Genomic DNA, 24,422 nt, shown 5'->3' with positions numbered 1-24,422 from the left:
TCATGGACTATAGCCGGTTTTTTGAAGCGGCCATTGACCGCCTTCACACTGAAAATCGTTACCGTGTATTTGCTGATCTGGAGCGTATTGTCGGCCGCTTTCCGCAAGCAATCTGGCGCCATAACGGTCAGGCGCGTGAAATCACCGTATGGTGCTCCAATGACTATCTCGGTATGGGGCAAAATCCTGATGTTCTGAAAGCCATGACCGATGCAGCCGTCTCGCAAGGGTCCGGCGCCGGTGGTACACGCAATATCTCCGGCAATAATCATCCGCTTGTTGAGCTTGAACATGAGCTCGCGGATTTGCATGGCAAAGAGGCCGGTCTGGTTTTCACCTCCGGCTTTGTCTCCAATGATGCCTCTATCTCGACCATTGCCAAGCTCCTGCCGGATTGCCTGATCCTGTCGGATGAACTCAATCATGCATCGATGATCGCCGGTATCCGTCATTCCGGTGCCGACAAGCAGATTTTCCGGCACAATGATGTGCAGCATCTTGAAGAGCTTTTGAAGGCTGCGGGCAATGACCGCGCCAAGCTGATCGTTTTTGAATCCGTCTATTCCATGGACGGTGATGTGGCACCGCTGAAAGCAATTGTGGAACTGGCAGAAAAATACAATGCCATGACCTATCTTGATGAAGTCCATGCCGTTGGCATGTATGGCGCACGCGGCGGCGGCATTTCAGAACGCGAAGGCCTGAGCCATCGCATTGATATTATTGAAGGCACATTGGCCAAATCCTTCGGCACACTGGGCGGATATATTACCGGCTCCAAAGCTGTGGTCGATGCTGTGCGCTCCTATGCACCGGGTTTTATCTTCACCTCAGCGCTGCCACCGGCAATTGCCAATGCGACTGTTGCAGCCATTCGCCATCTCAAAGCCTCGGGCACCGAACGCGAATTGCAGCAGAAGAATGCACAATTGACCAAGGACACGCTGAAACGTGCCGGCCTGCCGGTTATGCCGACAGAAACACATATTGTGCCGCTCTTTGTAGGCAATGCGGATTTGTGCAAAAAAGCTTCGGATCGCCTGCTGGAAGTTCATGGCATTTATATTCAGCCGATCAACTTCCCGACCGTACCACGCGGCACTGAACGCCTGCGCATCACACCGACCCCTGTTCACGGGGAAGAGCTGATTGCCGGTCTGAAAGAGGCACTGCTGGAAGTATGGCAGGCTCTGAACATTCCTTATGCAACGGATTTTACCGGCAGCCCGCTGAAACAATCCGCTTAATAGCGCCGTGTACCGATCCCAATCCTGACAGCCGCTCAGAGCTCCGCCTGTGCGGCTGTTTGCTTTTCATCCATACGTCGCAGCGATCGGGCAAGAAACGGCACAAAGATCGCAATCATCATAAAGCGCACAACATGGTGCGAAGCCACATAGGTCGGATCAACACCCAGAGAGAAAGCAATCACAGTCAGCGCTTCCAATGCACCCGGCGCGAAAGCCAGCGCAATTTGTGCCGGATGCAGCCCTGTTGCCAGCCATGCCAGCGCACAGATTGCGGCGGCGGTTCCCGTACCAACGATGAAAGCCATCAGCGCCACCGGCAAATAATTCAGGATAGCGCCGCGATGCCGTGCATCAACGCGCGAGCCGATCAGAGCACCGAGAACAACCATACCAAAATCCGCCATTTCAGGCGGCACGCGCACGGTTACAAAACCGGTCACATAGACCAGCGCACTGGCGAGCAATGCGCCCAGCATCATCCCGCCCGGCAAACGGCTGTAATGGCCGATCAGCGCACCAAGGCCACCCGCAGCGAACAACCAAAGCCATTCTTTTTGCTGGCTGCCTGAACCTGCTACAAAATCGATATGCGGTGCGGATTGCCCAAGCACATTGAGCACCGGCGCCAATAACCCGATGAGCAAAAGCAGCCGCACAGTCTGAATAATGGTGATTTTAACCAGATCGGCACGGGTTTCGCTGGCTGCAGCCATCACAAAAGACAAGGCACCTGGCAAAGAGGAGAAAAAAGCCGTTTGCGCATCCCAGCGAAACACATAGCGCAGCAGCATAAATGTAAAACCGGTCACCGCCACAAGCATCACAAACAGCAGCATAAAGCTCAAAGGCCATTCGCCGATCTGGCTCAGCGTTTCAGGACGCACACCAGAACCGGCTTGCAGGCCGAGCATGATAAAAACCGCATTACGCAAACAGACAGGCAGATAAATGCGGATACCGCTCAGAGATGCAATGGTCACACTGCACATTGAGCCGAGCAGAAAAGGAATGGGCAGTCCGGTCAGATAAGCAATTGCGGCACCGCTGCCGGCAATCAGAAATGTCAGGAAAAGTGCATAGATATTTTTCAGAGAGAACTGACGGGACATGGGATATTCTTAACCAGAGCATTTCCGGATGGCAGGCATAATCGTCGCGCCGGAGTCTTGTTGAATTGGCCGTATTTTATGCAACCAAAATATCAGACAAATTAAAAATAAACCCGGCTTCATTTCTGAGGCCGGGTTTAGGATTTTATAATCAGGCTTTTTTCGCCAGAAGATCACGGATTTCTGTCAGCAGAACCTGATCTGCCGGAATTGCGGCTTCAGCTTCAGGCTTGGCCTCTTCCTTTTTCTTCATGCGGTTCATGCCTTTAACAACAAGGAACAGAACCCATGCGATAATCAGGAAGTTAATCAGCAGCGTAATGAAATTACCGTAAGCAATGGTTGCACCGGCTTCACGCGCTGCCGCCAATGTACCCTTAGGCTCACCGGCCAGCTGGATAAACATGTTGGAGAAATCAATACCGCCGGTGATGAGACCGATAATCGGCATGATAATGTCATTCACGATGGAATTGACCAGACCACCAAATGCACCGCCAATGATGACACCGATGGCCAGATCGACCATATTGCCCTTGAGGGCAAATTCACGAAATTCCTTTAGCATGAGCTATCCTTTACAAGTACGGGGGCTTACTCTTTTTATATCCGGCAATAAAAACAAAGTAGCGGAGATTATTATAGTCTCAAGATCAGAAAGCAGCTTACTGCTTGATTATCCTGAAGTGTTGCATACAAACATAGGTACAGAATAATCAGCGGACAGAGACTGCCATTATTGCAGCCATATACAGGATCTTTCTGTCCCGCAATCATTAACCGGTCAGCAAGGGGGCTGAATGCACGGCTGGATCATTATCGGCATCGCATTTCTCTATCTGATCCTGCTCTTTGCGGTTGCCAGTATCGGTGACAGTAAAGCATCGCGCTGGGGCTCCAAGCCAAGACCCTATATTTATGCATTCAGCCTTGCTGTTTACTGTACATCATGGACCTTCTTCGGCTCGGTCGGGCTTGCAGCTGACCGCGGGCTTGAGTTTCTGGGCATTTATATCGGCCCCATTCTGGTTTTCACCTTCGGCAATAAATTTCTGCGTCATGTGGTGCGGCTGGCAAAAGCCGAGCGCATTACCTCTATCGCCGACTTTCTCGCCGCCCGTTACGGCAAAAGTACCAGCGTCGCCACGATCGGCACCTGCATCGCCGTGGTTGGCTCGATGCCCTATATCGCCCTGCAGCTGAAAGCCGTATCCGGCAGTGTCGATATGGTTCTGGCTGAATATCAGGCTTCCTATGACCCGATTGTCTATGTCTTCGGCGATATATCGCTGTTTGTTACTGCGCTGCTGGCTATATTCGCCATCCTTTTCGGCACCAGACATACGGATGCGACTGAGCATCAGGACGGGCTGATTCTTGCGGTTGCGTTAGAATCCGTCATCAAGATCACCGCCTTTCTGATTGTCGGCATTGCCACAACCTTCTTCCTCTTCGGCTCACCTTTTGATCTGCCGCAGCAATTACAGGAACGGAATATTGATTTCTGGGGCATGTTAACCCGCACCAGCCCCAGCACCTGGATTGTTCACACCGTTCTGAGTGCCGCGGCTATTCTGATGCTGCCGCGCCAGTTTCACGTCACCGTAGTTGAAAACCGCAGTGAAAAAGAATTGCGCACCGCCCGCTGGCTGTTTCCGGTCTATCTGATCCTGATTAACCTGTTTGTCCTGCCGATTGCCCTGCAAGGCATTATCAATCTCGGCCCCACAACCAATGCAGATCTCTATGTTCTGGCTCTGCCGCTGGCAGCAGGCTCACATCTTTTAACTCTGCTGGCTTTTGTCGGCGGGCTTTCTGCTGCAACGGCGATGGTGATTGTGGCCTGCGTGGCGCTGTCGATCATGATCTCTAACCATCTGCTGCTGCCATTGCTGATCCGCTACGTCTATCGTCGCCAAAAACATCAGCAACGGGATCTGACCCGTCTTATCCTCTATACCCGCCGTGCAACCATTGTGATTATTCTGGCGGTGACTTTCAGCTATTATCGCGCCAGTTCCAGCACTTTCGGGCTGGCTTCTATCGGTCTGGTCTCCTTTGCAGCGATTGCACAATTTGCGCCGCCGCTGATCGGCGGGCTGATCTGGCGCAATGCCAATGCACGCGGGGCCGTTCTGGGCATGGTGAGCGGCTTTGCTGTCTGGGCCTATACATTGCTGCTGCCGACACTGGCAAATCCCGATGCGCCGATCCTGCGGGAAGGTTTATGGGGGCTTTCCTATCTGCGTCCGCAGGCACTCTTCGGCGTTGATGCCCTGCCTCTCACCCATGGCGCTCTGTGGAGCCTCGCCATTAATGCACTGTTCTTCGTGATCGGTTCGCTCTCCCGCCAGTCCACCCCGCTGGAGCGCATTCAGGCCAGCACATTCATGCCGCGCAATCTGAAAACCGTGCCGGTTCTGCGCCGTTTCCGCACCAGTGTCACTGTCGGGGAAATTAAAAATACGATTGCCCGCTATCTGGGTGAAGACCGCGTTGCCCTTGCTTTCAGCCGCTATGAACATAATGGCGATCAGCCGCTGGATGATAAAGCTGTCGCCGATGTGCCGCTGATCCGTTTTGCCGAGCAAATATTGGGTAGTGCCATCGGCTCATCTTCCGCGCGGCTGGTACTGTCACTGCTGCTTCAGCGCAAGGACAATACTGCACCGGATACGCTGCGCCTGCTGGATGATGCTTCAGAAGCCTTGCAGCACAATCGCGACCTGCTGCAAACCGCGCTGGATCAGATGGAACAGGGCATCACCGTTCTCGACAAGGATTTCCGCCTGACCTGCTGGAACCGGCGTTTCCGCCATCTGCTGCAACTACCGGACGGACTGACACAGGTTGGCACACCGATTTCCGATGTGCTCGACCGGTTGCTGCATAATGGTGAAATTCATGCGGGTGATGCCGCAATGATGATGCGCACATTGGAGCGCACCCATGAGCCAAGCCGTATCCTCTTACACTCCACCGGCAAAATCATTGAAATTGCAGCCAATCCGATGCCGGATGGCGGCATTGTTGCCAGTTACACTGATATTACCGCTTCGGTTGAAGCCGATAATTCCATGAAGCGTCTCAATGAAACACTGGAGCAACGCGTCGCCGATCGCACCACCGAACTGCTTGAAGTGAACCAGCAGCTTGTCCGTGCGCAGAAACTGGCGGAAGAGGCCAATTTCGGCAAAACACGTTTTCTCGCCGCTGCCGGACATGATATTTTGCAACCGCTCAATGCTGCCCGCCTCTACAGCACAGCATTGAGCGAAAGGCTCGGCGCATCGGAAGCGCAACTGGCGCGCAATATTGACTCCTCCCTTGAAGCGGTTGAAGGCATTCTCAGTGCGCTGCTGGATATTTCACGGCTTGATACCGGCGCGCTCAAACCGGAGCTTTCGCTGTTCCGTCTGGATCGCCTGCTTCAACAGGTTGTCACAGATTTCACACCGCTTGCTGCCACAAAGGGTCTGAAACTTCGTGTCGTGCCCTGCTCCCTCACAGTCTATAGCGACCGCAATCTTCTGCGTCGCCTGCTGCAAAACCTGATCTCGAATTCCATCAAATACAGCCGCAGCGGCAAAATTCTTCTCGGTGTGCGTCGTCGCGGCGGTGATCTGGAAATCAAGGTTGCCGATACCGGCATCGGCATCGCACCGGAAAAACAGCAGCTGGTTTTCCGCGAATTTTACCGGCTGGATGAAGGGATCAGTCAGGCAGACGGGCTGGGACTTGGCCTTTCCATTGTCGACCGTATTGCCCGTGTGCTGGATCTGACGATCCGTCTGCAATCCGAACATGGCAAAGGCACCTGTTTCAGCATCATTATGCCGGTGTCTCAGGAGCCTGCGGTTGAAGTTTCACCTGAACCGTCACAGGCCAGACGCCGCAGCAATGCGCTCGAAAATATGCGGGTTTTGTGTATTGATAATGATCCGCTGATCCTCGACGGCATGCGTATTCTGCTTGAGGGTTGGGGTTGCGATATCACTTTGATCCGTGACGGCGCACAACTCAAAGACTGGTGCAATCATATCGTCCGTTCACAAGCGAGCGTCAGAATATTGCCGGATATTATTCTGGCTGACTATCATCTCAACCGTGAAAACGGGCTGGACATGATCGGCTATATCCGCGAAACGCTGGGTCATACCATACCGGCCGTTCTGCTGACGGCCGATCGTTCAAAAGAGGTCAAATTACAGGCCACAGAAGAAAATGTTCATGTGCTGAACAAGCCGCTGAAACCCGCAGCATTGCGGGCTTTGCTGGCGCATTATCATATGCGGTGAGAGACTGTGAAATGCTCCGGCTCAATCCAGAAGTGCAAAACCCGGACCAAGCCGCGAGAGCAGAATCACCGCCTGTGTGCGGCTGTCCACGCCCAGCTTCTGCAGAACCGCAGATACATGGGCTTTCACCGTGGCTTCTGAAATATTCAGCTCATAAGCCAGCTGCTTGTTCAGAAGCCCCTGTCCAAGCATTGAAAGCACGCGGGTTTGCTGCGGGGTGAGCGCGCGGATACGGGCAATCAGATCGGCAATCTCCGCATCATTTTCCGCGCCGAGTTCCATATCACCGGACACCCATTCCCCGCCGTCCAGCACGGTGCGCACGGCCTCGCCGATTTCCTCAAGACTCGCGGATTTAGAAACAAAACCGGAGGCTCCGAGCTCCATGGCGCGGCGGATTGTGGTGACATCATCGGTGGCGGAAACAATCATAACCGGCAGCTGCGGATGCTGCGCCTTGAGATTGATCAGGCCGGACAAACCGCTGACACCGGGCATAGTCAGATCGAGAAACAACAGGTCAACATCCTGTGCCTCTTCTGCAACCTGTTGCAATTGCTGATAATTGTCAGCCTCAGTCACACTCTCAGGCTGAAAACCGTCCTGTAATATCTGTCGCAATGCGCCACGGAATAAAGGATGATCGTCGGCAATAATAAAATTCAATTCCATAAATTTCCTACCCCTTGCCTGCCCCCTCAGCAGTCTCCCCGCAAATCATCTCCTGAAAGCACCTTATCTCTTTATATAACCAAAGATAAAGTTAGAAATGACCTGTTTTCATCTTGCATTTTCTTCAGGCATAGAGCCCTTCCCGCTCCGCCTGCATTCCTAAGAATGCTCTGTTCTTTGTTTTTACATGCAACAGAACTGATCCGTAATCAGGATCAGAAACCGGTTAGACAAACTGGTTTCCACACCTCAGCGCTTCACAATTTCGCAATGCGCTCCGGCCACCGGCATTTCATTTCAATGATAAATCCGGCTTGAGAAAACCGGTGAATGCAATTTCCAGCACAATAAAAGCCGCCTATAGCAGACGGCATGCATATTCATTATGCAATATTACAGGCAAAGCGTACAATATACAGTCTGATTTCTGCTTTTGCCGCGATGGTGCCGTATTGTCAGTTAGGGTGATGCCTGCTCTATATGCAAGAGAAAATCTTATTGCTTCGCAGATAAAATAACGCAAAAGGACGACCTATGACACGCCACAGCCTCTATCCGGAAATTCAACCCTATCGGGAAGAGATGTTGCAGGTCTCATCGCTGCACCGGATTTATTTTGAGGAATGCGGAAACCCGAACGGTAAGCCGGTCATCATGATCCACGGCGGCCCGGGCGGCGGCATCTCGCCGACTATGCGCCGTCTGCATGATCCTTCAGCCTATCGCATTATCCTGTTTGACCAGCGCGGTTGCGGCCGCTCAACGCCCCATGCGGAATTACGCGAAAATACCACATGGGATCTGGTTGCGGATATGGAGCGTCTGCGCACTCATCTCGGCGTTGAAAAATGGCAGGTTTTCGGCGGTTCATGGGGTTCGACCCTTGGCCTCGCTTATGCACAAACCCATCCGGAGCGCGTCAGCGAACTGGTGCTGCGTGGTATCTTTCTGGCACGCCGTTTTGAAGTGGACTGGCTCTATAGCAACGGCGCCAGCATTATCTATCCGGATCGCTTTGAAGCCTATCAGCTGCATATTCCGGAAGCCGAGCGTGGCGATATGGTGGCGGCCTATTACCGCCGCCTGACTGATCCGAATCCGCAGGTGCAGATTGAAGCGGCACGCCGCTGGTCACGCTGGGAAGGCTCGGCAATTTCCCTGCTGCCGGATCCGGAACGCGAAAATGCGTTTGCGCAGGATCACTTCGCCATCGCTTTTGCGCGTATCGAATGCCACTATTTCCAGAACCGCGCTTTCTTTGATACAGATGATCAACTGTTGCGTCTGGCTGACCGTATCCGCCATATTCCGGGTGTTATCATCCATGGCCGCTACGATATGTGCACGCCATTCATCAATGCATGGCACCTGAAGAAAGTCTGGCCGGAAGCCGATTTGCGCATCGTCGAAGACGGTGGTCATGCAGTGACCGAGCCGGGTATTACCCACGAGCTAATCGAAGCGACACGCCGCTTTGCCAATATCGGCTAAAACCAATTTAAGAGAATAAAAAAGCGCCGGAAACGGCGCTTTTTCTTTGGGAGAAATTATGTGCGGTTCGGCACCGGTGCCGGTTCATCAAGGCTCTTGGCTACCCCCATGAAAGACCGCATGAAACGCTCCATATAGCCGAGCCCTTTTTCGAACTCTTCTTCACTTGGCAAGGTGCTGTTTGCGACACCGCTTTTTTCAAGCTTGGCGATACGCGCGGTCAGATCAGCAACCTGTTTTTCCAGCAGCACTGTGCGTTCATCATTGCTGAGCTGTGCCGGTTTGGTTTCAGCACATTCAATTTTACCGGCCTGTTCCTTACACAGTGCAAACTCACCGGTCTGGCGGTCAAGACGGATAATACCGGTTTCGGTTTTTTCCATGGAATAGCGCTGCATGTCCTGTGCCGGAGACGGGCTCATACCCCAAACCAGAGCCAGTCCTGTGAGAGCCGAAAGAACGGCACTGCGTATGATAAGCTTGGATTTGTTTTCTTTTGCCACCGCAATCGCGATACCGGACCGGTTCTTCATCTGCCCACTCCTTTAATCTGTCTGCATGGTATATGGGTTTTATCCAAGCATTTTCCAGTGCATCCTGTCAAAAACACAGAGCTGTCAGAACGCACTTTTGCTCATTTGCAAAAATGGCGTTAACCCTTTATTAAAATTTAGAGGTGGCTTGTGACTTAATTTTGTCTTAAAAGCTGCCGGATGCGCCAAACCGGCCAGATATATAAAATGTCTGAACAGCTTTTCCGTTCACAACAATAGCGTTTTTCATGTCAAACAGTGATCCGTCACACCATACCATCTACAAGATCGCCACGCGCGCCCAATGGGCAGACGCTGAAAAGGCAGAGCATTTTTCCGGTGCCCCTGTTGATTTACAGGATGGTTATATCCACTTTTCCACCCATGACACGGTTGCCGAGACCGCTGCCAAGCATTTTGCCGGTCAGGATGACCTGCTGCTGGTGGCTGTTGATGCAAACCAGCTGGGCGATGAACTTCGTTATGAAATTTCCCGCGGCGGCAAAGCCTTCCCGCATCTCTACGCACATCTACAGCTCACTGCGGTACGCTGGGTGAAAGACCTGCCGCTCGACAGCGACGGCAAGCATCAGTTTCCGGAGCTTGGACAATGAGCGGTTTTTTTGAAAATATTGCCCGTCGCGCACTTTTTGCGATGGATGGTGAGCAGGCGCATGGCCTGTCGATTGCAGCGCTGAAAACCGGCGTTCTCTCCAGCCCTGCCCCGCTTGACCCTGCTTTGCAGCAAACTATTGCCGGTCTCAAATTTACCAATCCGCTGGGTATGGCCGCAGGTTTTGACAAAAACGCCGAAGTGCCGGATGCACTGCTGAAACTCGGTTTTGGTTTTGCAGAAGTCGGCACCATTACGCCGCGCCCGCAGGCTGGCAATCCGAAGCCGCGCATCTTCCGCCTTGTGGAAGACCGTGCGGTGATCAACCGTCTGGGCTTTAATAATGAAGGCCATGAAGCGGCCTATAAACGCCTCAGCCAGCGCAACAGCTGTAGCAGTTGCGGTATTGTCGGCGTGAATATCGGCGCCAATAAAGACAGTGAAGACCGTGTGGCCGATTATGTGGCCGGTATTCACCGCTTCTACAGCGTGGCGAAATATTTCACCGCCAATATTTCTTCCCCGAACACACCGGGTCTGCGCGACCTTCAGGCGAAAGACAGCCTGCATATTCTGCTGGAAAAAGTTCTGGAAGCCCGCGATCAAGAAGCTGAAAAATGCACCCTGAAACGCCCTGTATTCCTGAAAATTGCACCCGATCTGACAGAAGAAGGTCTGGATGATATTGCCGAAGTGGCTCTCGCTCATCCGCTCGATGGTTTAATTATCTCCAACACCACGCTGTCACGCACCAATCTTGTTAATCAGGTGGAAGCGAAAGAGACCGGCGGCCTTTCCGGCGCGCCGATTTTTGAACGCTCAACCATTGTGCTTGCCAAAATGCGTCAACGCATCGGCAAAACGATGCCGATCATCGGCGTAGGCGGTGTGGACAGCGGTGCAACCGCACTTACCAAAATTAAAGCCGGTGCCGATCTGGTACAGCTTTATACCGGTATGATCTATCGCGGCCCGACCGTACCGAAAGAGATCGTCAAAGAACTCTCCGCATTGGTGAAGCAGGCAGGCGTCGCCAATATCTCCGAGCTGCGTGACATGGAAACAGCGGCTTGGGCAGCCAAAGATATTCCGGCCTGATCTTTTTTTAAAAAACTGAATATAAAAAAGCCGGAGTGGTTCTCACCACTCCGGCTTTTTCTTATCAATACGTGTAATTAGCCACTGATCTTTGAGAAATCAGCGACCTGACCGGTCACCGAACGGATTTTAGCCAGCAGTGCCAAGCGATTAGCGCGGATAGCTTCATTCTCATCATTAACCATGACCTTGTCAAAGAAGGCATCAACCGGCGCACGTAACTCTGCCATTGCCGACATAGCAGCCGAGAAATCTTCCTTGGCAATGGCCGCAGCCGCTTTAGTCTCTGCCGACTGCACAGCAGCAAATAGTGCCTTTTCCTCTTCATTGTTGAAGAGTGCAGCATCCACACTGTCAGCAATGACAGTGCCTTTTTTCTCTTCAGCACCGAGAATATTGGCTGCACGCTTGGTACCTGCCAACAAGTTCTTACCGTCTTCCTCATTGACGAAAACGATCAGCGCTTCAAGACGACGGGCAACCAGTAGCAGATTATCAGCATCAGCTGACAGGACTGCATCAATTGCATCGTGACGTGCACCTTCATCCTTCAGATAGACCTTGAAACGGTCATGGAAGAAGGTCAGCAGGTCAATAGATTTTGTATTTACCCTCCTTCCATTAACTTCCTTACGACCATCTAACTTGTTTACAAATGGAAAACTGTCTCCATGTGCTTCAAAAACATCTAACAACGCAACACGTACATCATTGTCCAAAATCAGACGAATAACACCGAGGGCTGCACGGCGTAGCGCATAAGGGTCTTTCGAACCTGTCGGCTTTTCATCAATCTCCCAGAAACCAACCAGCGTGTCGATCTTGTCGGCCAGTGCAACGGCCACCGAAACCGGATCGCGTGGCACGCGGTCGGACGGGCCCTGCGGCTTGTAATGATCTTCAAGCGCTGTTGCGACAGCAGCATCTTCACCTTGAAGCAAAGCGTATTTATGCCCCATAGCGCCTTGCAATTCAGGGAACTCGCCGACAACTTCTGTCTGCAGATCAGCTTTAGCCAGCACGGCTGCGCGGGCAGTCAGCGCAGCATCTGCACCGACCAGCGGTGCAATTGCTTCTGCAAGCGCCTTGATACGCGCCACGCGTTCGCCCTGTGTACCGAGCTTGGCATGGAAGGTCACATTCAGCGCATCCAGACGCGCCATACGCTGATCGAGCGGTTTGACCAGATCAAGCGCGAATTTCGAGGCAGACGCTTTCAGCTTGTCCATATCCGGCATATCGGCCTGATCGGTATGCCAGAAATACAGCGCATCGGACAGACGGGCACGAACAACCTTGCCGTTACCGAAAGCGATTTCCTTGCCGCCGTCACGGGCAGCAATATTGGAGATCAGAATAAACTTGTTGGAAAGTGCATCTGTCTCGCCCTGATTGCGGGTGACAAAGCATTTCTGATTAGCGCGGATGGTCAAACGGATAACTTCCGGCGGAATGGAGAGGAATTCTTCCTCAAATTCGCCCATCAGCACCACCGGCCATTCAACCAGACCAGACACTTCTTCCAGCAGGCCTTCGTCTTCAACCAGTTCCAGACCGGAAGCGAAGCTCAGATTGCGGGCATCGGTGAGAATGATTTCCTTGCGGCGTTCAGCATCGAGCACCACATGCGCTTTTTCCAGCTTTTCGACATAATCGTCAAAGCGACGCACGGTGATCGGCTGACCATCGCTCATGAACCGGTGACCACGCGTGGTGTTACCGGAGCGCACGCCGCCGACTTCAAAATCCACCACGACGGTTTCTTCGGTTTCAGGACCAAACAGGCAGATGATCGACTGCAGCGGACGCACCCAGCGCAAGGAACCGGACTGTGCCGAGGCCTTACCCCAGCGCATGGATTTCGGCCACGGGAAATTCTGCACCACATTCGGCACCAGTTCCGCGATAACTTCTTCAGCTGCACGACCGGATTTGGTGATGTGCGCGACGTAGAAATCGCCTTTTTTCGGGTCGGAATGCACATGCGCCTGCGCAATATCGCTCAAGCCAGCTTTACGCAGGAAGCCCTGAATAGCGGCTTCAGGTGCAGTAACGGACGGGCCTTTGATATCTTCATGCACGTCTTTTGAACGCACAGTCAGACCGCGAATATCCAGCGTGAGGCGACGCGGTGTCCAGTAAGGCGTTGCCGCCTCATAGGTAAGACCGGCTTCAACCAGACCATCGGTGATCATTTTCTTCAAATCACCGGCAGCTTTACGCTGCATGCGCGCCGGGATTTCCTCGGAAAAAAGTTCCAGTAACAAATCAGGCATTACAGTTCCTACTCAAAAGATTCCGAAGTCCGGATTATTTTTATAATATTCTAAGTCAATCTCATCCTGCCCATTTGAGGGTAATCTGAAACCACCGGCATCGGTCTGAAGGAAGGCTTCACCGCACTGGCGCGCAAGATTGCGCACACGCAGGATATAGCTCTGGCGCTCGGTCACCGAAATCACGCCACGGGCATCCATCAGATTGAAAATATGCGAGGCTTTGATCGCTTGGTCATAGGCCGGAAATACGCATTTATGTAAGTTCCCTGTCTCTTTTTTATTCCCGCTCGTGCCTTCGGCACTCGTCGCCTCTTGTATATCTTTGGCTCCAGCAGCAAGCACAGCTTTACATTCCGCTTCCGCATCGATGAAATGCTGGTGCAGCATATCAGTATCGGCAATTTCGAAATTGTAGCGTGAATATTCCTGCTCGGTCTGGCGGAACACGTCACCGTAAGTAACTTTGTCCTCACCTTCGAGACCATTGAAGTTCAGGTCATAAACATTGTCCACGCCCTGCACATACATAGCAAGACGTTCCAGACCATAGGTCAGCTCACCGGCAACCGGTGAGCATTCAATACCGCAAACCTGCTGGAAATAAGTGAACTGCGAGATTTCCATACCATCGCACCAGCATTCCCAGCCCAAGCCCCAAGAGCCGGTCGTCGGGTTTTCCCAGTCATCCTCAACAAAGCGGATATCGTGCAGCTCCGTATCAATACCAATCGCTTTCAGCGAGCCGAGATACAGCTCCTGCAGGTTCGGCGGGCTTGGTTTCAGCAACACCTGATACTGGTAATAATGCTGCATACGGTTCGGGTTTTCACCATAGCGGCCGTCTTTCGGGCGACGTGACGGCTGCACATAGGCAACATTCCACGACTTTGGCCCCAATGCGCGCAAAGTGGTGGACGGATGCAGCGTACCCGCCCCGACTTCCATATCGTAAGGCTGCAAAATTGTGCAGCCATGCTGCGCCCAGTAATGCTGGAGCGCCATGATAAAGCCCTGAAAAGAGCGGGTCGGATGCAGGTGTTCAGGCAATGTGCTGGTCATGATACGAGTCACGGGAAGGCCTCATTGGAGCATTCTTGGCGAGATCGGCGATCAAAACTGATCTTCTTGCAAATCATGCGTGGTGAAAACGGTGAAAGCTGAGCCATAACAGCTCAGCTCCGCCGAAAAACAGATAGTTTGTCCTAATTATTCCGCGTTAAACGGTCAAGACTTAAAGCCGGATAGCAAGCATTATGGCTTGGCAGCAGGATCGGCAGGCTTAGCATCCGGTGCTTTCTCCGGTGCAGTGTCAGGCTTTGCTGGCGCAATATCTTTCACATCAGCTTCCGCCGTCTGTGTCAGCCCCTGTTTCAGCTTCTTCTCGATCTTGGCCAGTTCTGCCGCTTCAGGCTTACCGGCGATGGCATGGTTCCACTGGAAAGTCGCTTCCAGCCCGCGCCCTGCCTGCCAATAGGCATCACCCAGATGATCGTTGATTGTCGGATCTTCAGGCCGTAGTTTAACTGCCTTTTCCAGTTCGACAACGGCCTCATTATAGCGGCCAAGCTTGTAATAAGCCCAGCCAAGGGAATCGACGATATAGCCATCCTGCGGGCGCATCTCGACAGCCTTGCGGATCATTTGCAAAGCTTCTTCCAGATTTTCACCGCGATCGACCCATGAATAGCCAAGATAATTCATCACCTGCGGCTGGTTCGGAAACAGTTCCAGTGCCTTGCGGAAATTAGGCTCAGCCTTATCCCACTGCTTCAGACGCTCATAAGCAATGCCGCGCTGATAGAAAACCGGCCAGTCCTGACGCACGGGCGATTTAATTTCCGCAACGGCCTGATCATAAGTCTTTGCCGCATTTGCCCAGTCTTCTTTCTGGGCATAGACACCGCCAAGCGCCAGATAGGAACGGTTGTCCTTATCATTGCTGCGCAGATTGTTTTTCAGATGCTCAATCGCCTCATCGGGCTTGTCTGTTTCAGCCAGATTAAGCGCCAGCTGCATTTCCGCATCGCGCTTATAAGGCGATTTATCTGCAACGCGGCCGTAATATTTAATCGCTTTTTCCGGCTGGCGCAGTTTGGCAGCAATATCGCCAAGCTGGAACAATGTAGCGTCATTATTCTCGCGCAGCTCACCGGACATTTGCAGATAAATGGTTGCAAAAGCCTCAGCACCACCGCGGTTAATCGCGGTGCCCAAAGAATACAGAACCTCAGCCGCGCCCTGCTGCGGGCTGCGCATCTGCGGATCAAGCTTTTCACCGTCTTCAAGCTTCTGGCGTACTTCGCGCAGGATCACGCGGCCACTGAGAATTTGCTCGGCATCTTCCACCAGTTTAATCGCACCGGCTTTATCGCCCTGACGCTGTTTGAAATCAGCATAGGCGTAAATGATGCGCTCATAAGTATCGGGGGCAGCGCTGCCGCCTTCTTTATCAGCCACGGCCTGCGCATAGAATTTATCCGCGGCCTTGGTCTGACCGGCGCTGTCTGCAATCAATGCCGATGTGTAGGTTTTGAAAAGATCGTACCAGACCGGTCCGTCAAGCTTATCAACTGCTGCCAGCGCGTCTTTCGGACGACCTTCACCGTAGAATGTCCATGCCGTCATCAGGCCGGTTGCTAAACGATCCATTTCTGACTGCTGCGTGAGCTTCAGATTGGTGCGGGCAGTGCGGTAATGCTTGTCGTTGAAAGCCTTGATCGCCAGAATAATACGGGAGAAACGCTCGACTTCCGGCTCATTTTTAAGCGCACGGGCAAAGGGCAGCGCTTCATCCAGCTGACCGTCGGTCAGATAGGACAGCAACAGGTCACGCTTCATCGGCTGGTTTGACGGATCAAATGCCAGTGCCTGACGATAATAAGCGATGGCTACAGGAAGATTATTGTCGATCTCGGCAATGCGACCGGCCAGATAAGCACCAGGGAAAGAACCTGCACGCGAGACAATCACCGGCTCGTCTGTCGCCACCGCTGTCTTTGCCGCAGATGCAGCATAGGCCGCGCCGGAGACACCACTTGTGAAAGCCGCCCCTGCCATCAAAGCGAAAACCAGAGCACGCGCTTTAACTGTATTCCGCCGCATCGGCATTTCCCCTTGCATTTATAGAGCATTTCCAATTTTGAAACAGAAAGAATGCTCTATCTCTTTATTTTACACATTTCCTGACGCAAAACCGGTTGCCACTTTTGCTGGAAATGCTCTGGTTTGGCTTATTTCCGAAACAAACACACCATCCGGCCATGTCGTGGTTTTTATATGGCCGGAGAAAAGGGTATTTCAAAGTCCGGTACCGGAAATATGCGCCGGTACCGGTCAATAATCAGTTTACACGGCTGATGCAGAAATCAATCACATCAATCAGAGCATCTTTTTGCGGGCTCTGCGGCAGCGGTGCCAGTGCATCACGGGCGATTTCGCCGAAATGACGGGCACGCTGTACGGTATCGGCAATCGAACCATGCTTGGTCATCAGGCCGATAGCCTTCTGCAAGGCTTCATCATCATTATTGCCCTGTTCAATGGATGACTTCCAGAAAGCACGTTCGCCTTCGGAACCACGGCGATAGCTGAGCAACAGCGGCATGGTGATTTTCCCTTCACGGAAATCATCACCGACATTCTTGCCAAGATCCGCAGCCGAACCGCCATAATCCAGCGCATCATCAATCAGCTGGAAAGCAAGACCGAGATTAAGGCCATAGGAGCGCAGTGCCAGACGCTGTGCACGCGGTGCATCGGCAATGATCGGACCAACTTCGGCAGCAGCAGAGAACAGCGCCGCAGTCTTGGCTTTGATAACGGCCAGATATTCGTCTTCCGTGGTTTCCATATTTTTGGCGGCGGCGAGCTGCATCACTTCACCTTCGGCAATCACCGAAGCCGAAGTTGCCAGTACATCCAGCGCGTCGAGCGAACCGACATCCACCATCATTTTGAAAGCCTGACCAAGCAGGAAATCGCCGACCAGAACGCTGGCCTGATTGCCCCAGATCATCCGAGCTGTGCTTTTGCCGCGACGCAGATCGCTCTCATCCACCACATCATCATGGAGAAGCGTTGCCGTGTGCATGAATTCAACGCTGGTTGCGAGCTGCACGTGACCTTCGCCCTCATAGCCGAACATGGCTGCAGCAGCGAGCGTCATCATCGGACGTAAACGCTTACCACCCGATGAAATCAGATGATTGGCCACTTCCGGTATCATCTCAACATCAGAACCGGCTTTGGACAGGATAAGCGCATTGACACGTCCCATATCCGCTTTCGTCAGATCAACCAGCTTCTGAATGGACGCCTGCTGATTTTTTTTCTCATCGAGATTGAGAACCACACCCAATGCCATATCTCCAGTTCACGCGGCCTGACAATGAGACCCGTTTTATAGCCACACATTATTCAAGGCGGCCTTTATGCTCAAGCGTCAAATGCACCAAAAGCCGTGCTAAAGGCAAGTGTTGCGAGCCGCAACACAACACAATAAAGCATATTCTGCTGATATAAGATGTCAAATTGCTGTCAGCAAACAGAATTGCGGCTTTCACCGCCTCTATACAGAATCGGTTAAAGCCGGTTTGATCGCTTTCAGTCTGCAACAAGTCAGGAAACTGCCGTCTTTATGTCTGCTCCGTTCAGCTCTCTGCCCTATGGCGAAACTCTCGATGCCTTTCACCGTGGTGTATTCTATCTGGTGCAGCCATCCGCAAAAGGTCACCGTTCGGGGATTGATGCCATGATTTTGGCAAGTGCGGTGCCAACGGATTTCAAAGGTAAAGTTGCGGATCTTGGCGCCGGTGCCGGTGCGGCAGGACTGGCCGTTGCTTCACGCTGCGCAAACACAGATGTCACCCTGATTGAGCGCTCACCGGAAATGCTGTTCTATGCGGAAAAATCCTGCGCATTGTCCGAAAATGCCCATATGCATGGCCGTCTGTCATGCCTGCAGGCTGATGTAACCATGACCGGCCCTGCCCGTAATGAAGCAGGGCTGACTGATAATCAGTTTGACTATGTGATTATGAACCCGCCTTTCAACCAAAGCCATGACCGTGCCACGCCGGACGATTTAAAGGCACAGGCGCATGTGATGCATCAGGGCATGTTTGAAAGCTGGATACGCACGGCATCGGGCATTTTACGTCCGCGCGGACATATTGCGATTATCGCACGTCCCGCCAATCTGAATGAAATCCTGTCCGCGATGGAGCGCCGTTTTGGCGGCATCGCAATTCTTCCGCTCTATGCCAGACCGGATGAACCGGCCATCCGTGTCGTAATTACGGGCATAAAAGGCAGCCGCGCTCCGGTTTTCCTTGCGCCGCCGTTAATTTTGCATAAAAGTTCCGGCCATGAATTTACGCCACGTGCAGAAAGCCTCATTAATGGTTGCGACAGCCTGTAACGGTTGTTGTTCAGGAGGACGGAGCACATTTTCCCGAAAACACGGACTGTCCGAACAGGTCTTTCGCTCTATTTAAAGCGCGGAACTCTGAGGACAGCTCAAGGGTTGAGCGTTGTCAAAACGCTGCCCGCAAAGAAAAAGGCCGATACCGGATGACACAAAGCCAGACCAAGCGCCCCTTCTCAACGCTCCGCCATTGGCTCGACAGTGAATCCGCCAGCGGCATCGCTCTGATGATTGCCGCTGCTCTGGCTCTGATCGTTGCTAATTCGCCGCTTGCAGCCACATATTTTCAGGTTCTGGAGAGCAAGCTCGGCCCGATGAGCGTTCTGCACTGGATTAATGACGCGCTGATGGCCGTCTTCTTCCTTCTCGTTGGTCTCGAAATCAAACGTGAATTTCTCGACGGCCAGCTTGCCAGTTGGTCGAACCGTGCTTTACCGGGCATTGCCGCCGCTGGTGGCGTGATTGTTCCGGCACTGGTTTTTGCCGGTTTTAACTGGTCAAATCCGGAAACCATTCGCGGCTGGGCTATTCCGTCGGCAACCGATATTGCCTTTGCACTTGGTGTGCTGTCGCTGCTCGGCCCACGCGTACCAACCAGCCTGAAAGTGTTTCTGGCAACGCTCGCCATTCTTGACGACCTTGCGGCCGTTGCGATTATCGCCGTCTTCTACACTGCCGATATTGCCACGCTCTATCTCGCCGGTGCTGCCGGTATTTTTGCGCTGATGTTTATTCTGAACAAGATGGGCATTATGCGCCTCACCCCATATCTGATCCTTGGTGCCGTGCTTTGGTATTTTGTACTGCGCTCCGGTGTTCATGCAACGGTTGCCGGTGTGCTGACCGCGCTGACTATTCCGATCAAGCCGGCACTTGGCCGTCCTGATGATATGAGCTCTCCGCTGCACACGCTGGAACATGCGCTGGCAAAATGGGTCGGCTTTGTCATTGTACCAATCTTCGGCTTTGCCAATGCAGGCGTTTCCTTCGCCGGTATGAGTCCGTCGATCCTTGGTGACTCGCTCACACTCGGCATTGCGCTTGGTCTGTTTGTCGGCAAGCAGTTTGGTGTCTTCGGTGCCGCATGGATTGCTATCCGCGCAGGGATTGCCACCAAGCCGATGGGCGCAAGCTGGACACAGCTCTATGGCGTGGCACTGCTCTGCGGTATCGGCTTTACCATGAGCCTGTTCATCGGCCTGCTGTCCTTTGACAATGACCTGCTGCACAGCGAAACCAAGATTGGTGTTCTGCTCGGTTCTCTGCTCTCCGCCGTTTGTGGCTGGGCATTGCTGCGCATTTCCACACGCAACCGCGCTGTAAAATAACAGGTTCAGTTTTCACCCGCTGCGGCTATAACAGCGGGTGAAAACTATTTTATCGTCTGCTTTTTCACACCGGAGATTTTCAGTGCCGTCACTCATCAGCCGTGTTATCCCGCGTCGCTTCCGGGCTTCCAGTGTTGAAATTCCGGTTGTCCGGCTGAGCGGTGCAATCATGACCGGCAACAGCCCTTTACGGCAAAATCTGTCGCTCGAAGGCATCGCGGTTCAGTTGGAAAAAGCCTTCGCCAATAAGCACAGTCCTGCTGTGGCACTGAGCATTAATTCCCCCGGCGGTTCACCGGTACAATCACGGCTGATCTATAAACGTATCCGTGATCTGGCCGAAGAAAAGAACAAGAAAGTCCATGTCTTTGTTGAGGATGTGGCGGCTTCCGGCGGCTATATGATTGCCATTGCCGGAGACGAGATTATTGCTGATCCGTCTTCCATTCTGGGTTCGATCGGCGTGGTTTCCGCTTCCTTTGGCTTTACCGAACTGATCAAGAAAATCGGCGTTGAACGCCGCGTGCATACGGCCGGCAAAAACAAAGCCACGATGGATCCGTTTCAGCCGGAAAAGGCATCGGATGTCGAACATATCAAAGCGCTGCAACTGGAAATTCACCAGACCTTTATTGATATGGTGAAAGAGCGCCGCGGCAGTAAATTGCAGGACAATGACGATCTTTTCACCGGTCAGTTCTGGACAGGCATTACGGCTTTGCAGCTCGGGCTGATTGATGGTCTTGATGATATGCGCTCGCATCTGCGCAAGCTCTATGGCGAAAAAACCAAGCTTAATCTGATCCAGCCTTCGCGCGGACTGCTGGGGCGCAAAAATACCGGCGGTATTTCTCATGCGCAAATGCTTGGCGCAGCAGGTGAAAGCCTGATGAATGTACTCGAAGAAAAAGCTCTTTGGTCACGCTATGGCCTGTAACAGGCTTATGTTATCATAATATCATCAGAATAAGATGCTATAAGAGCTTCTTGAAACGAGGTTACAGCCTGATTAAATCAACAGGCATGTTATTTTTCCGGAAAGGAGCCGGTATGCCACAGCTGATTTTTCTGATCCTTCTGGTTGCAGCTGCAATCTATGGCTATCGCTCCTTCAAGCGCGAAGCGGCACGTGTTTCCCAGAAAGTCCGTCAGGCCGAACAGGAAGCCCGCACAGGAGCCAGCGGCACGCTGGTACGCGACCCGAAAACCGGTGTTTACCGTCCGGCAGATAAAGACTGATCCTAAAGCATGCCAGATATTTTAGCTTCACAGGCAGCGAGCCAACAGACTGCCTCACATCTTCGCGCCACAGCCTATGCCAAGCTTAATCTGGCATTGCATGTGACCGGACGGCGCGAGGACGGCTATCATCTGCTGGATACGCTTGTTGCCTTTGCCGATTACGGTGACGAACTCACAGTTTTCCCTGCGAAGGAAGACAGTTTTACGCTTTCCGGCCGCTTTGGTGCGGGGCTGCCAGCCAATGGCGACAATCTTGTCTTAAAAGCGCGTGATCTTCTGCGCGCACAATTTCCGCAACACAGCTCCGGCGTTGCCATTCATCTGGAAAAAAATCTCCCTGTTGCTTCCGGTATCGGCGGCGGGTCAAGTGATGCCGCCACAGTGCTGGCACTGCTCATGCGCCTGTGGAATATCGAAGCGGAACAGGCTTTGCTTGAGCAGATTTGCCTGCAGCTTGGCGCCGATGTGCCGATGTGCCTGCATGGTCAGCTCAACGGCGGTGCATTGATTGCCCAGGGCATCGGTGAAGACGTGCAGCGGCTGACCGGCCTGCCAGTGCTGTCACTGGTGCTTGTGAATGACGGAACAGCAATTTCCACGCCGCAGATTTTCAAACATATGCAGAAGCGTGATAATCCTGCACTACCGGAACTGGCGCGCTTGAATAGTCAGGCGGAGCTTTGCAACTTCCTGCAATCAACCCGCAATGATCTGCTGCCACCCGCCGCAGAGCTTGCACCGCAATTACCGGAAATTCTGCAGGTTTTGCGGAACAGCGGCGCACAATATGCGCAAATGTCCGGCTCAGGCGCGACCTGCTTCGGCATTTATGATAAAGCGGATCAGGCGCAACAGGCGGCAATGCATTTGCAACAGCAAAATCCGCATTGGTTTGTCTGCGCAACCACGACCCTGCCCGACAAGATTTAACCGGAGACAACCATGTCCGATACAGCCAAAGCCGAGCGTCCGTTCATTCCGGTGGGTATTGCAGTGCTGACGGTATCAGACAGCCGGACGCTGGAAACAGATACATCCGGTGCATTTCTGGCCTCCCGTATTGAAGAGGCAGGCCATTTGCTGCGTGACCGGCAGATTGTGACCGATGATGCTGCAAAAATCCGTGAGCTGGTTGTGCAATGGTCCAAAGATCCGGCAATTGATGTGGTGATTACCACCGGCGGCACTGGCTTCACCGGACGCGATGTAACACCTGACGCTTTGGAGCCGGTCTTCGACAAGCGTATGGACGGGTTTTCGGTTATCTTCCATCAGCAGTCCTATGCCAAGATCGGCACTTCCACGATCCAATCCCGCGCAACTGCCGGTCTCATCAACCAGACATTTGTTTTTGTCCTGCCGGGTTCCGGCGGCGCTTGCCGCGATGCTTGGGACGGTATTCTCGCCCAGCAGCTCGACTATCGTCACCGCCCGTGTAATTTCGTTGAAATCATGCCGCGCCTTGATGAACATTTGAAACGCAAAAGCTAGAGCATAATTCCTTAAGCTGGGATCGGTTTAAAGTGAAATTATGCTCTAATTTTAAAAGTGTTAGAGCGACCTTTTTGTGCCAGGTCTGGCACACAGCGCTCTAATTGCGGAAAAGACATAAATTAAGTTCTTGCTTTGTTCTTATTTTCAGATTAAATTTGAACCATAAACGGCGCATCAGAGTCGCATAATTCGCGCCGTATTCATTGCTTCATTTTAATTGTTTTGCTCCGGTCATGCTGTCACGGCATTTCCGGCAAGGAGATAGCTATGGCAATTTTACAGGAGGTTTTCGGACCAGCCGATCAGGCCGTCTTCTCCCGTTCGGCTGTCTTCGGATCGGAGCGCACAGATCAGGCAAATGCTATTGTTGACGGCACCGGCTTGCGGATTGACCACAGCCGTCGTCGCGGACGTGGTGCAGGTATCAATCCTTCCGGTCGATTTGAAAGTCAGACACGCATCGATAGTGATGATGGCTGGAACTCTCTGGAAGAGCTGGAACCGTTCAAGACAGAAGTCCAGATCGAAAAGCCGCGCACCATCATCACCCGCAATGACTCGCCGGATATTAATTTCGACCGCTCAATCAATCCTTATCGCGGTTGCGAGCATGGCTGTATTTATTGCTTTGCCCGCCCTACCCACAGCTATATGGGACTGTCTGCCGGTCTTGATTTTGAAACCAAACTCTTTGCCAAACCCGATGCAGCACGATTACTGGAAAAAGAACTTTCCAAAGCCGGTTATATTCCCAAGACGATCGCCATTGGCACCAATACAGACCCTTATCAGCCGGTAGAAAAAAAATGGCGGATTATGCGGGATATATTGAGTGTGCTGGATGCCGCCAATCATCCGGTCGGCATCGTCACCAAATCCGCACTGGTTACCCGCGACATTGATATTCTGGGTTCGATGGCCGAGCGTGGTCTGGCAAAGGTTGCCCTCTCTGTCACCACGATGGATGCCAAATTAGCACGGAATATGGAGCCGCGTGCCTCAACACCAGGCTTGCGTTTACAGGCCATCCGACAACTGAATGAGGCAGGTATTCCGGCATCGGTGATGCTTGGCCCTGTGATCCCCGGCATCAACGACCACGAGATTGAACGTATATTGGATGCCGCCTATGCGATGGGCGCACGCGAAGCCGGATATGTCTTGCTACGCCTGCCTTATGAGGTCGCGCCACTCTTCAAGGATTGGCTGCTGCAGCATTTTCCTGACCGTTACCGCCATGTCATGTCCCTGTTGCGTTCAATGCGCGGCGGCAAGGACTATGATGCGGAATGGGGCAAACGGATGCGTGGTGATGGTCCTTATGCGTGGCAGATTGGCCGCCGCTTTGAGATTACCTGTAAAAAGCTCGGGCTGAATATTCATAAACGGCGCCTGCGTTGTGATCTGTTCACCCCGCCGCAAACAAGCGGTGTTCAGCTCTCGCTTTTCTGATCTGCCCTCAGAGCGGCTCCAATCAATATCGATACGGTGGAACCATTCTTTTTCTTTGTTTTCACGCATTTCCGTATGCATCGGAAATGCTCCGGCAGATATAGGCTGCCCGTCCTTTTGCCGGCAGCCTTCCACATC

General features: G+C 52.7%; 20 protein-coding genes. 12 read left to right on the top strand and 8 right to left on the bottom strand.

The window, feature by feature from the left end; all coding sequences use genetic code 11:
• Positions 1-2 precede the first annotated feature (2 nt).
• The gene (gene hemA, locus LDL70_RS02915; RefSeq protein WP_225686910.1) at positions 3-1,247 is read left to right on the top strand and encodes a 5-aminolevulinate synthase; all 1,245 of its coding nucleotides are present in this window, start codon (positions 3-5) and stop codon (positions 1,245-1,247) included.
• Positions 1,248-1,282: 35 nt separating this feature from the next.
• Here the strand turns inward: hemA and LDL70_RS02910 are convergent, their stop codons facing one another.
• Entirely contained in the window at positions 1,283-2,359 is a 1,077-nt protein-coding gene (locus LDL70_RS02910; protein WP_225686901.1) for an AbrB family transcriptional regulator, read from the bottom strand.
• Positions 2,360-2,510: 151 nt separating this feature from the next.
• On the bottom strand, positions 2,511-2,927 hold the full coding sequence (gene mscL / locus LDL70_RS02905; RefSeq protein ID WP_022711155.1) for a large conductance mechanosensitive channel protein MscL: 417 nt from the start codon (positions 2,925-2,927) through the stop codon (positions 2,511-2,513).
• Positions 2,928-3,159: 232 nt separating this feature from the next.
• On the opposite strand from mscL, the gene LDL70_RS02900 reads away from it, so the two are divergent.
• A complete protein-coding gene (locus LDL70_RS02900; protein ID WP_225686899.1) occupies positions 3,160-6,657 on the top strand; it encodes a PAS domain-containing hybrid sensor histidine kinase/response regulator in 3,498 nt (1,165 codons plus the stop codon).
• A 21-nt stretch (positions 6,658-6,678) separates the two neighbouring features.
• Here the strand turns inward: LDL70_RS02900 and LDL70_RS02895 are convergent, their stop codons facing one another.
• Positions 6,679-7,329 carry a response regulator gene (locus LDL70_RS02895; RefSeq protein WP_022711153.1) on the bottom strand — a complete coding sequence of 217 codons (651 nt, stop codon included), beginning with the start codon at positions 7,327-7,329 and terminating at the stop codon, positions 6,679-6,681.
• Between the two features lie 534 nt (positions 7,330-7,863).
• Between LDL70_RS02895 and pip the strand changes: the two genes are divergently transcribed.
• The gene (pip, locus tag LDL70_RS02890) at positions 7,864-8,820 is read left to right on the top strand and encodes a prolyl aminopeptidase (protein WP_075654379.1); all 957 of its coding nucleotides are present in this window, start codon (positions 7,864-7,866) and stop codon (positions 8,818-8,820) included.
• 56 nt (positions 8,821-8,876) lie between these two features.
• Here pip and LDL70_RS02885 read toward each other — a convergent pair whose 3' ends face one another.
• Positions 8,877-9,353 carry a hypothetical protein gene (locus LDL70_RS02885; RefSeq protein ID WP_225686891.1) on the bottom strand — a complete coding sequence of 159 codons (477 nt, stop codon included), beginning with the start codon at positions 9,351-9,353 and terminating at the stop codon, positions 8,877-8,879.
• Positions 9,354-9,601: 248 nt separating this feature from the next.
• Here LDL70_RS02885 and LDL70_RS02880 point away from each other — a divergent pair, with 248 nt between their 5' ends.
• The gene (locus tag LDL70_RS02880; RefSeq protein WP_075654378.1) at positions 9,602-9,967 is read left to right on the top strand and encodes a DUF952 domain-containing protein; all 366 of its coding nucleotides are present in this window, start codon (positions 9,602-9,604) and stop codon (positions 9,965-9,967) included.
• Positions 9,964-11,064 (top strand): quinone-dependent dihydroorotate dehydrogenase, encoded by a 1,101-nt coding sequence (locus LDL70_RS02875; RefSeq protein ID WP_225686889.1) that lies wholly within the window; start codon positions 9,964-9,966, stop codon positions 11,062-11,064. The genes LDL70_RS02880 and LDL70_RS02875 overlap by 4 nt, the downstream gene beginning before the upstream one ends.
• Before the next feature lie 77 nt (positions 11,065-11,141).
• Here the strand turns inward: LDL70_RS02875 and glyS are convergent, their stop codons facing one another.
• From glyS to LDL70_RS02855, 4 genes are all read right to left on the bottom strand, one after another.
• Positions 11,142-13,292, bottom strand: a complete 2,151-nt coding sequence (glyS, locus tag LDL70_RS02870; protein WP_370637799.1) for a glycine--tRNA ligase subunit beta — start codon at positions 13,290-13,292, stop codon at positions 11,142-11,144.
• A 60-nt stretch (positions 13,293-13,352) separates the two neighbouring features.
• A complete protein-coding gene (locus LDL70_RS02865) occupies positions 13,353-14,378 on the bottom strand; it encodes a glycine--tRNA ligase subunit alpha (RefSeq protein ID WP_225688349.1) in 1,026 nt (341 codons plus the stop codon).
• A gap of 216 nt (positions 14,379-14,594) precedes the next feature.
• Entirely contained in the window at positions 14,595-16,445 is a 1,851-nt protein-coding gene (locus tag LDL70_RS02860; RefSeq protein WP_225686878.1) for a tetratricopeptide repeat protein, read from the bottom strand.
• A gap of 238 nt (positions 16,446-16,683) precedes the next feature.
• The gene (locus tag LDL70_RS02855; protein ID WP_225688347.1) at positions 16,684-17,700 is read right to left on the bottom strand and encodes a polyprenyl synthetase family protein; all 1,017 of its coding nucleotides are present in this window, start codon (positions 17,698-17,700) and stop codon (positions 16,684-16,686) included.
• Between the two features lie 279 nt (positions 17,701-17,979).
• Between LDL70_RS02855 and LDL70_RS02850 the strand changes: the two genes are divergently transcribed.
• From LDL70_RS02850 to LDL70_RS02820, 7 genes are all read left to right on the top strand, one after another.
• Entirely contained in the window at positions 17,980-18,762 is a 783-nt protein-coding gene (locus LDL70_RS02850) for a tRNA1(Val) (adenine(37)-N6)-methyltransferase (protein ID WP_225686868.1), read from the top strand.
• A 152-nt stretch (positions 18,763-18,914) separates the two neighbouring features.
• Complete coding sequence (gene nhaA, locus LDL70_RS02845; protein ID WP_225686866.1) at positions 18,915-20,096, top strand: Na+/H+ antiporter NhaA; 1,182 nt, start codon at positions 18,915-18,917, stop codon at positions 20,094-20,096.
• Positions 20,097-20,178: 82 nt separating this feature from the next.
• Positions 20,179-21,033: a S49 family peptidase gene (locus LDL70_RS02840; protein WP_221720398.1), complete on the top strand. Its 855-nt coding sequence runs from the start codon at positions 20,179-20,181 to the stop codon at positions 21,031-21,033.
• 113 nt (positions 21,034-21,146) lie between these two features.
• Complete coding sequence (locus LDL70_RS02835) at positions 21,147-21,335, top strand: membrane protein (protein WP_022711138.1); 189 nt, start codon at positions 21,147-21,149, stop codon at positions 21,333-21,335.
• Positions 21,336-21,344: 9 nt separating this feature from the next.
• Positions 21,345-22,268, top strand: a complete 924-nt coding sequence (locus LDL70_RS02830; protein WP_225686864.1) for a 4-(cytidine 5'-diphospho)-2-C-methyl-D-erythritol kinase — start codon at positions 21,345-21,347, stop codon at positions 22,266-22,268.
• 12 nt (positions 22,269-22,280) lie between these two features.
• On the top strand, positions 22,281-22,829 hold the full coding sequence (gene moaB / locus LDL70_RS02825; protein WP_151158448.1) for a molybdenum cofactor biosynthesis protein B: 549 nt from the start codon (positions 22,281-22,283) through the stop codon (positions 22,827-22,829).
• A 270-nt stretch (positions 22,830-23,099) separates the two neighbouring features.
• Entirely contained in the window at positions 23,100-24,284 is a 1,185-nt protein-coding gene (locus LDL70_RS02820; RefSeq protein WP_075654373.1) for a PA0069 family radical SAM protein, read from the top strand.
• The last annotated feature ends 138 nt before the right edge of the window (positions 24,285-24,422 follow it).

The organism is Pseudochrobactrum sp. XF203 (assembly GCF_020341615.1).
GTDB classification, from domain to species: Bacteria; Pseudomonadota; Alphaproteobacteria; order Rhizobiales; family Rhizobiaceae; genus Pseudochrobactrum; species Pseudochrobactrum saccharolyticum.
The sequence above is the reverse complement of the archived record's forward strand: the minus strand, read 5'-3'. Positions and strand labels throughout refer to the sequence as shown.

What these genes read in the sequence shown, in the direction of transcription:
- hemA (WP_225686910.1), top strand. Translation starts at nt 3, where the DNA reads ATGGACTATAGCCGGTTTTTTGAAGCGGCCATTGACCGCCTTCACACT.
- LDL70_RS02910 (WP_225686901.1), bottom strand. Translation starts at nt 2,359, where the DNA reads ATGTCCCGTCAGTTCTCTCTGAAAAATATCTATGCACTTTTCCTGACA.
- mscL (WP_022711155.1), bottom strand. Translation starts at nt 2,927, where the DNA reads ATGCTAAAGGAATTTCGTGAATTTGCCCTCAAGGGCAATATGGTCGAT.
- LDL70_RS02900 (WP_225686899.1), top strand. Translation starts at nt 3,160, where the DNA reads ATGCACGGCTGGATCATTATCGGCATCGCATTTCTCTATCTGATCCTG.
- LDL70_RS02895 (WP_022711153.1), bottom strand. Translation starts at nt 7,329, where the DNA reads ATGGAATTGAATTTTATTATTGCCGACGATCATCCTTTATTCCGTGGC.
- pip (WP_075654379.1), top strand. Translation starts at nt 7,864, where the DNA reads ATGACACGCCACAGCCTCTATCCGGAAATTCAACCCTATCGGGAAGAG.
- LDL70_RS02885 (WP_225686891.1), bottom strand. Translation starts at nt 9,353, where the DNA reads ATGAAGAACCGGTCCGGTATCGCGATTGCGGTGGCAAAAGAAAACAAA.
- LDL70_RS02880 (WP_075654378.1), top strand. Translation starts at nt 9,602, where the DNA reads ATGTCAAACAGTGATCCGTCACACCATACCATCTACAAGATCGCCACG.
- LDL70_RS02875 (WP_225686889.1), top strand. Translation starts at nt 9,964, where the DNA reads ATGAGCGGTTTTTTTGAAAATATTGCCCGTCGCGCACTTTTTGCGATG.
- glyS (WP_370637799.1), bottom strand. Translation starts at nt 13,292, where the DNA reads ATGCAGCGTAAAGCTGCCGGTGATTTGAAGAAAATGATCACCGATGGT.
- LDL70_RS02860 (WP_225686878.1), bottom strand. Translation starts at nt 16,445, where the DNA reads ATGCGGCGGAATACAGTTAAAGCGCGTGCTCTGGTTTTCGCTTTGATG.
- LDL70_RS02850 (WP_225686868.1), top strand. Translation starts at nt 17,980, where the DNA reads ATGTCTGCTCCGTTCAGCTCTCTGCCCTATGGCGAAACTCTCGATGCC.
- nhaA (WP_225686866.1), top strand. Translation starts at nt 18,915, where the DNA reads ATGACACAAAGCCAGACCAAGCGCCCCTTCTCAACGCTCCGCCATTGG.
- LDL70_RS02835 (WP_022711138.1), top strand. Translation starts at nt 21,147, where the DNA reads ATGCCACAGCTGATTTTTCTGATCCTTCTGGTTGCAGCTGCAATCTAT.
- LDL70_RS02830 (WP_225686864.1), top strand. Translation starts at nt 21,345, where the DNA reads ATGCCAGATATTTTAGCTTCACAGGCAGCGAGCCAACAGACTGCCTCA.
- moaB (WP_151158448.1), top strand. Translation starts at nt 22,281, where the DNA reads ATGTCCGATACAGCCAAAGCCGAGCGTCCGTTCATTCCGGTGGGTATT.
- LDL70_RS02820 (WP_075654373.1), top strand. Translation starts at nt 23,100, where the DNA reads ATGGCAATTTTACAGGAGGTTTTCGGACCAGCCGATCAGGCCGTCTTC.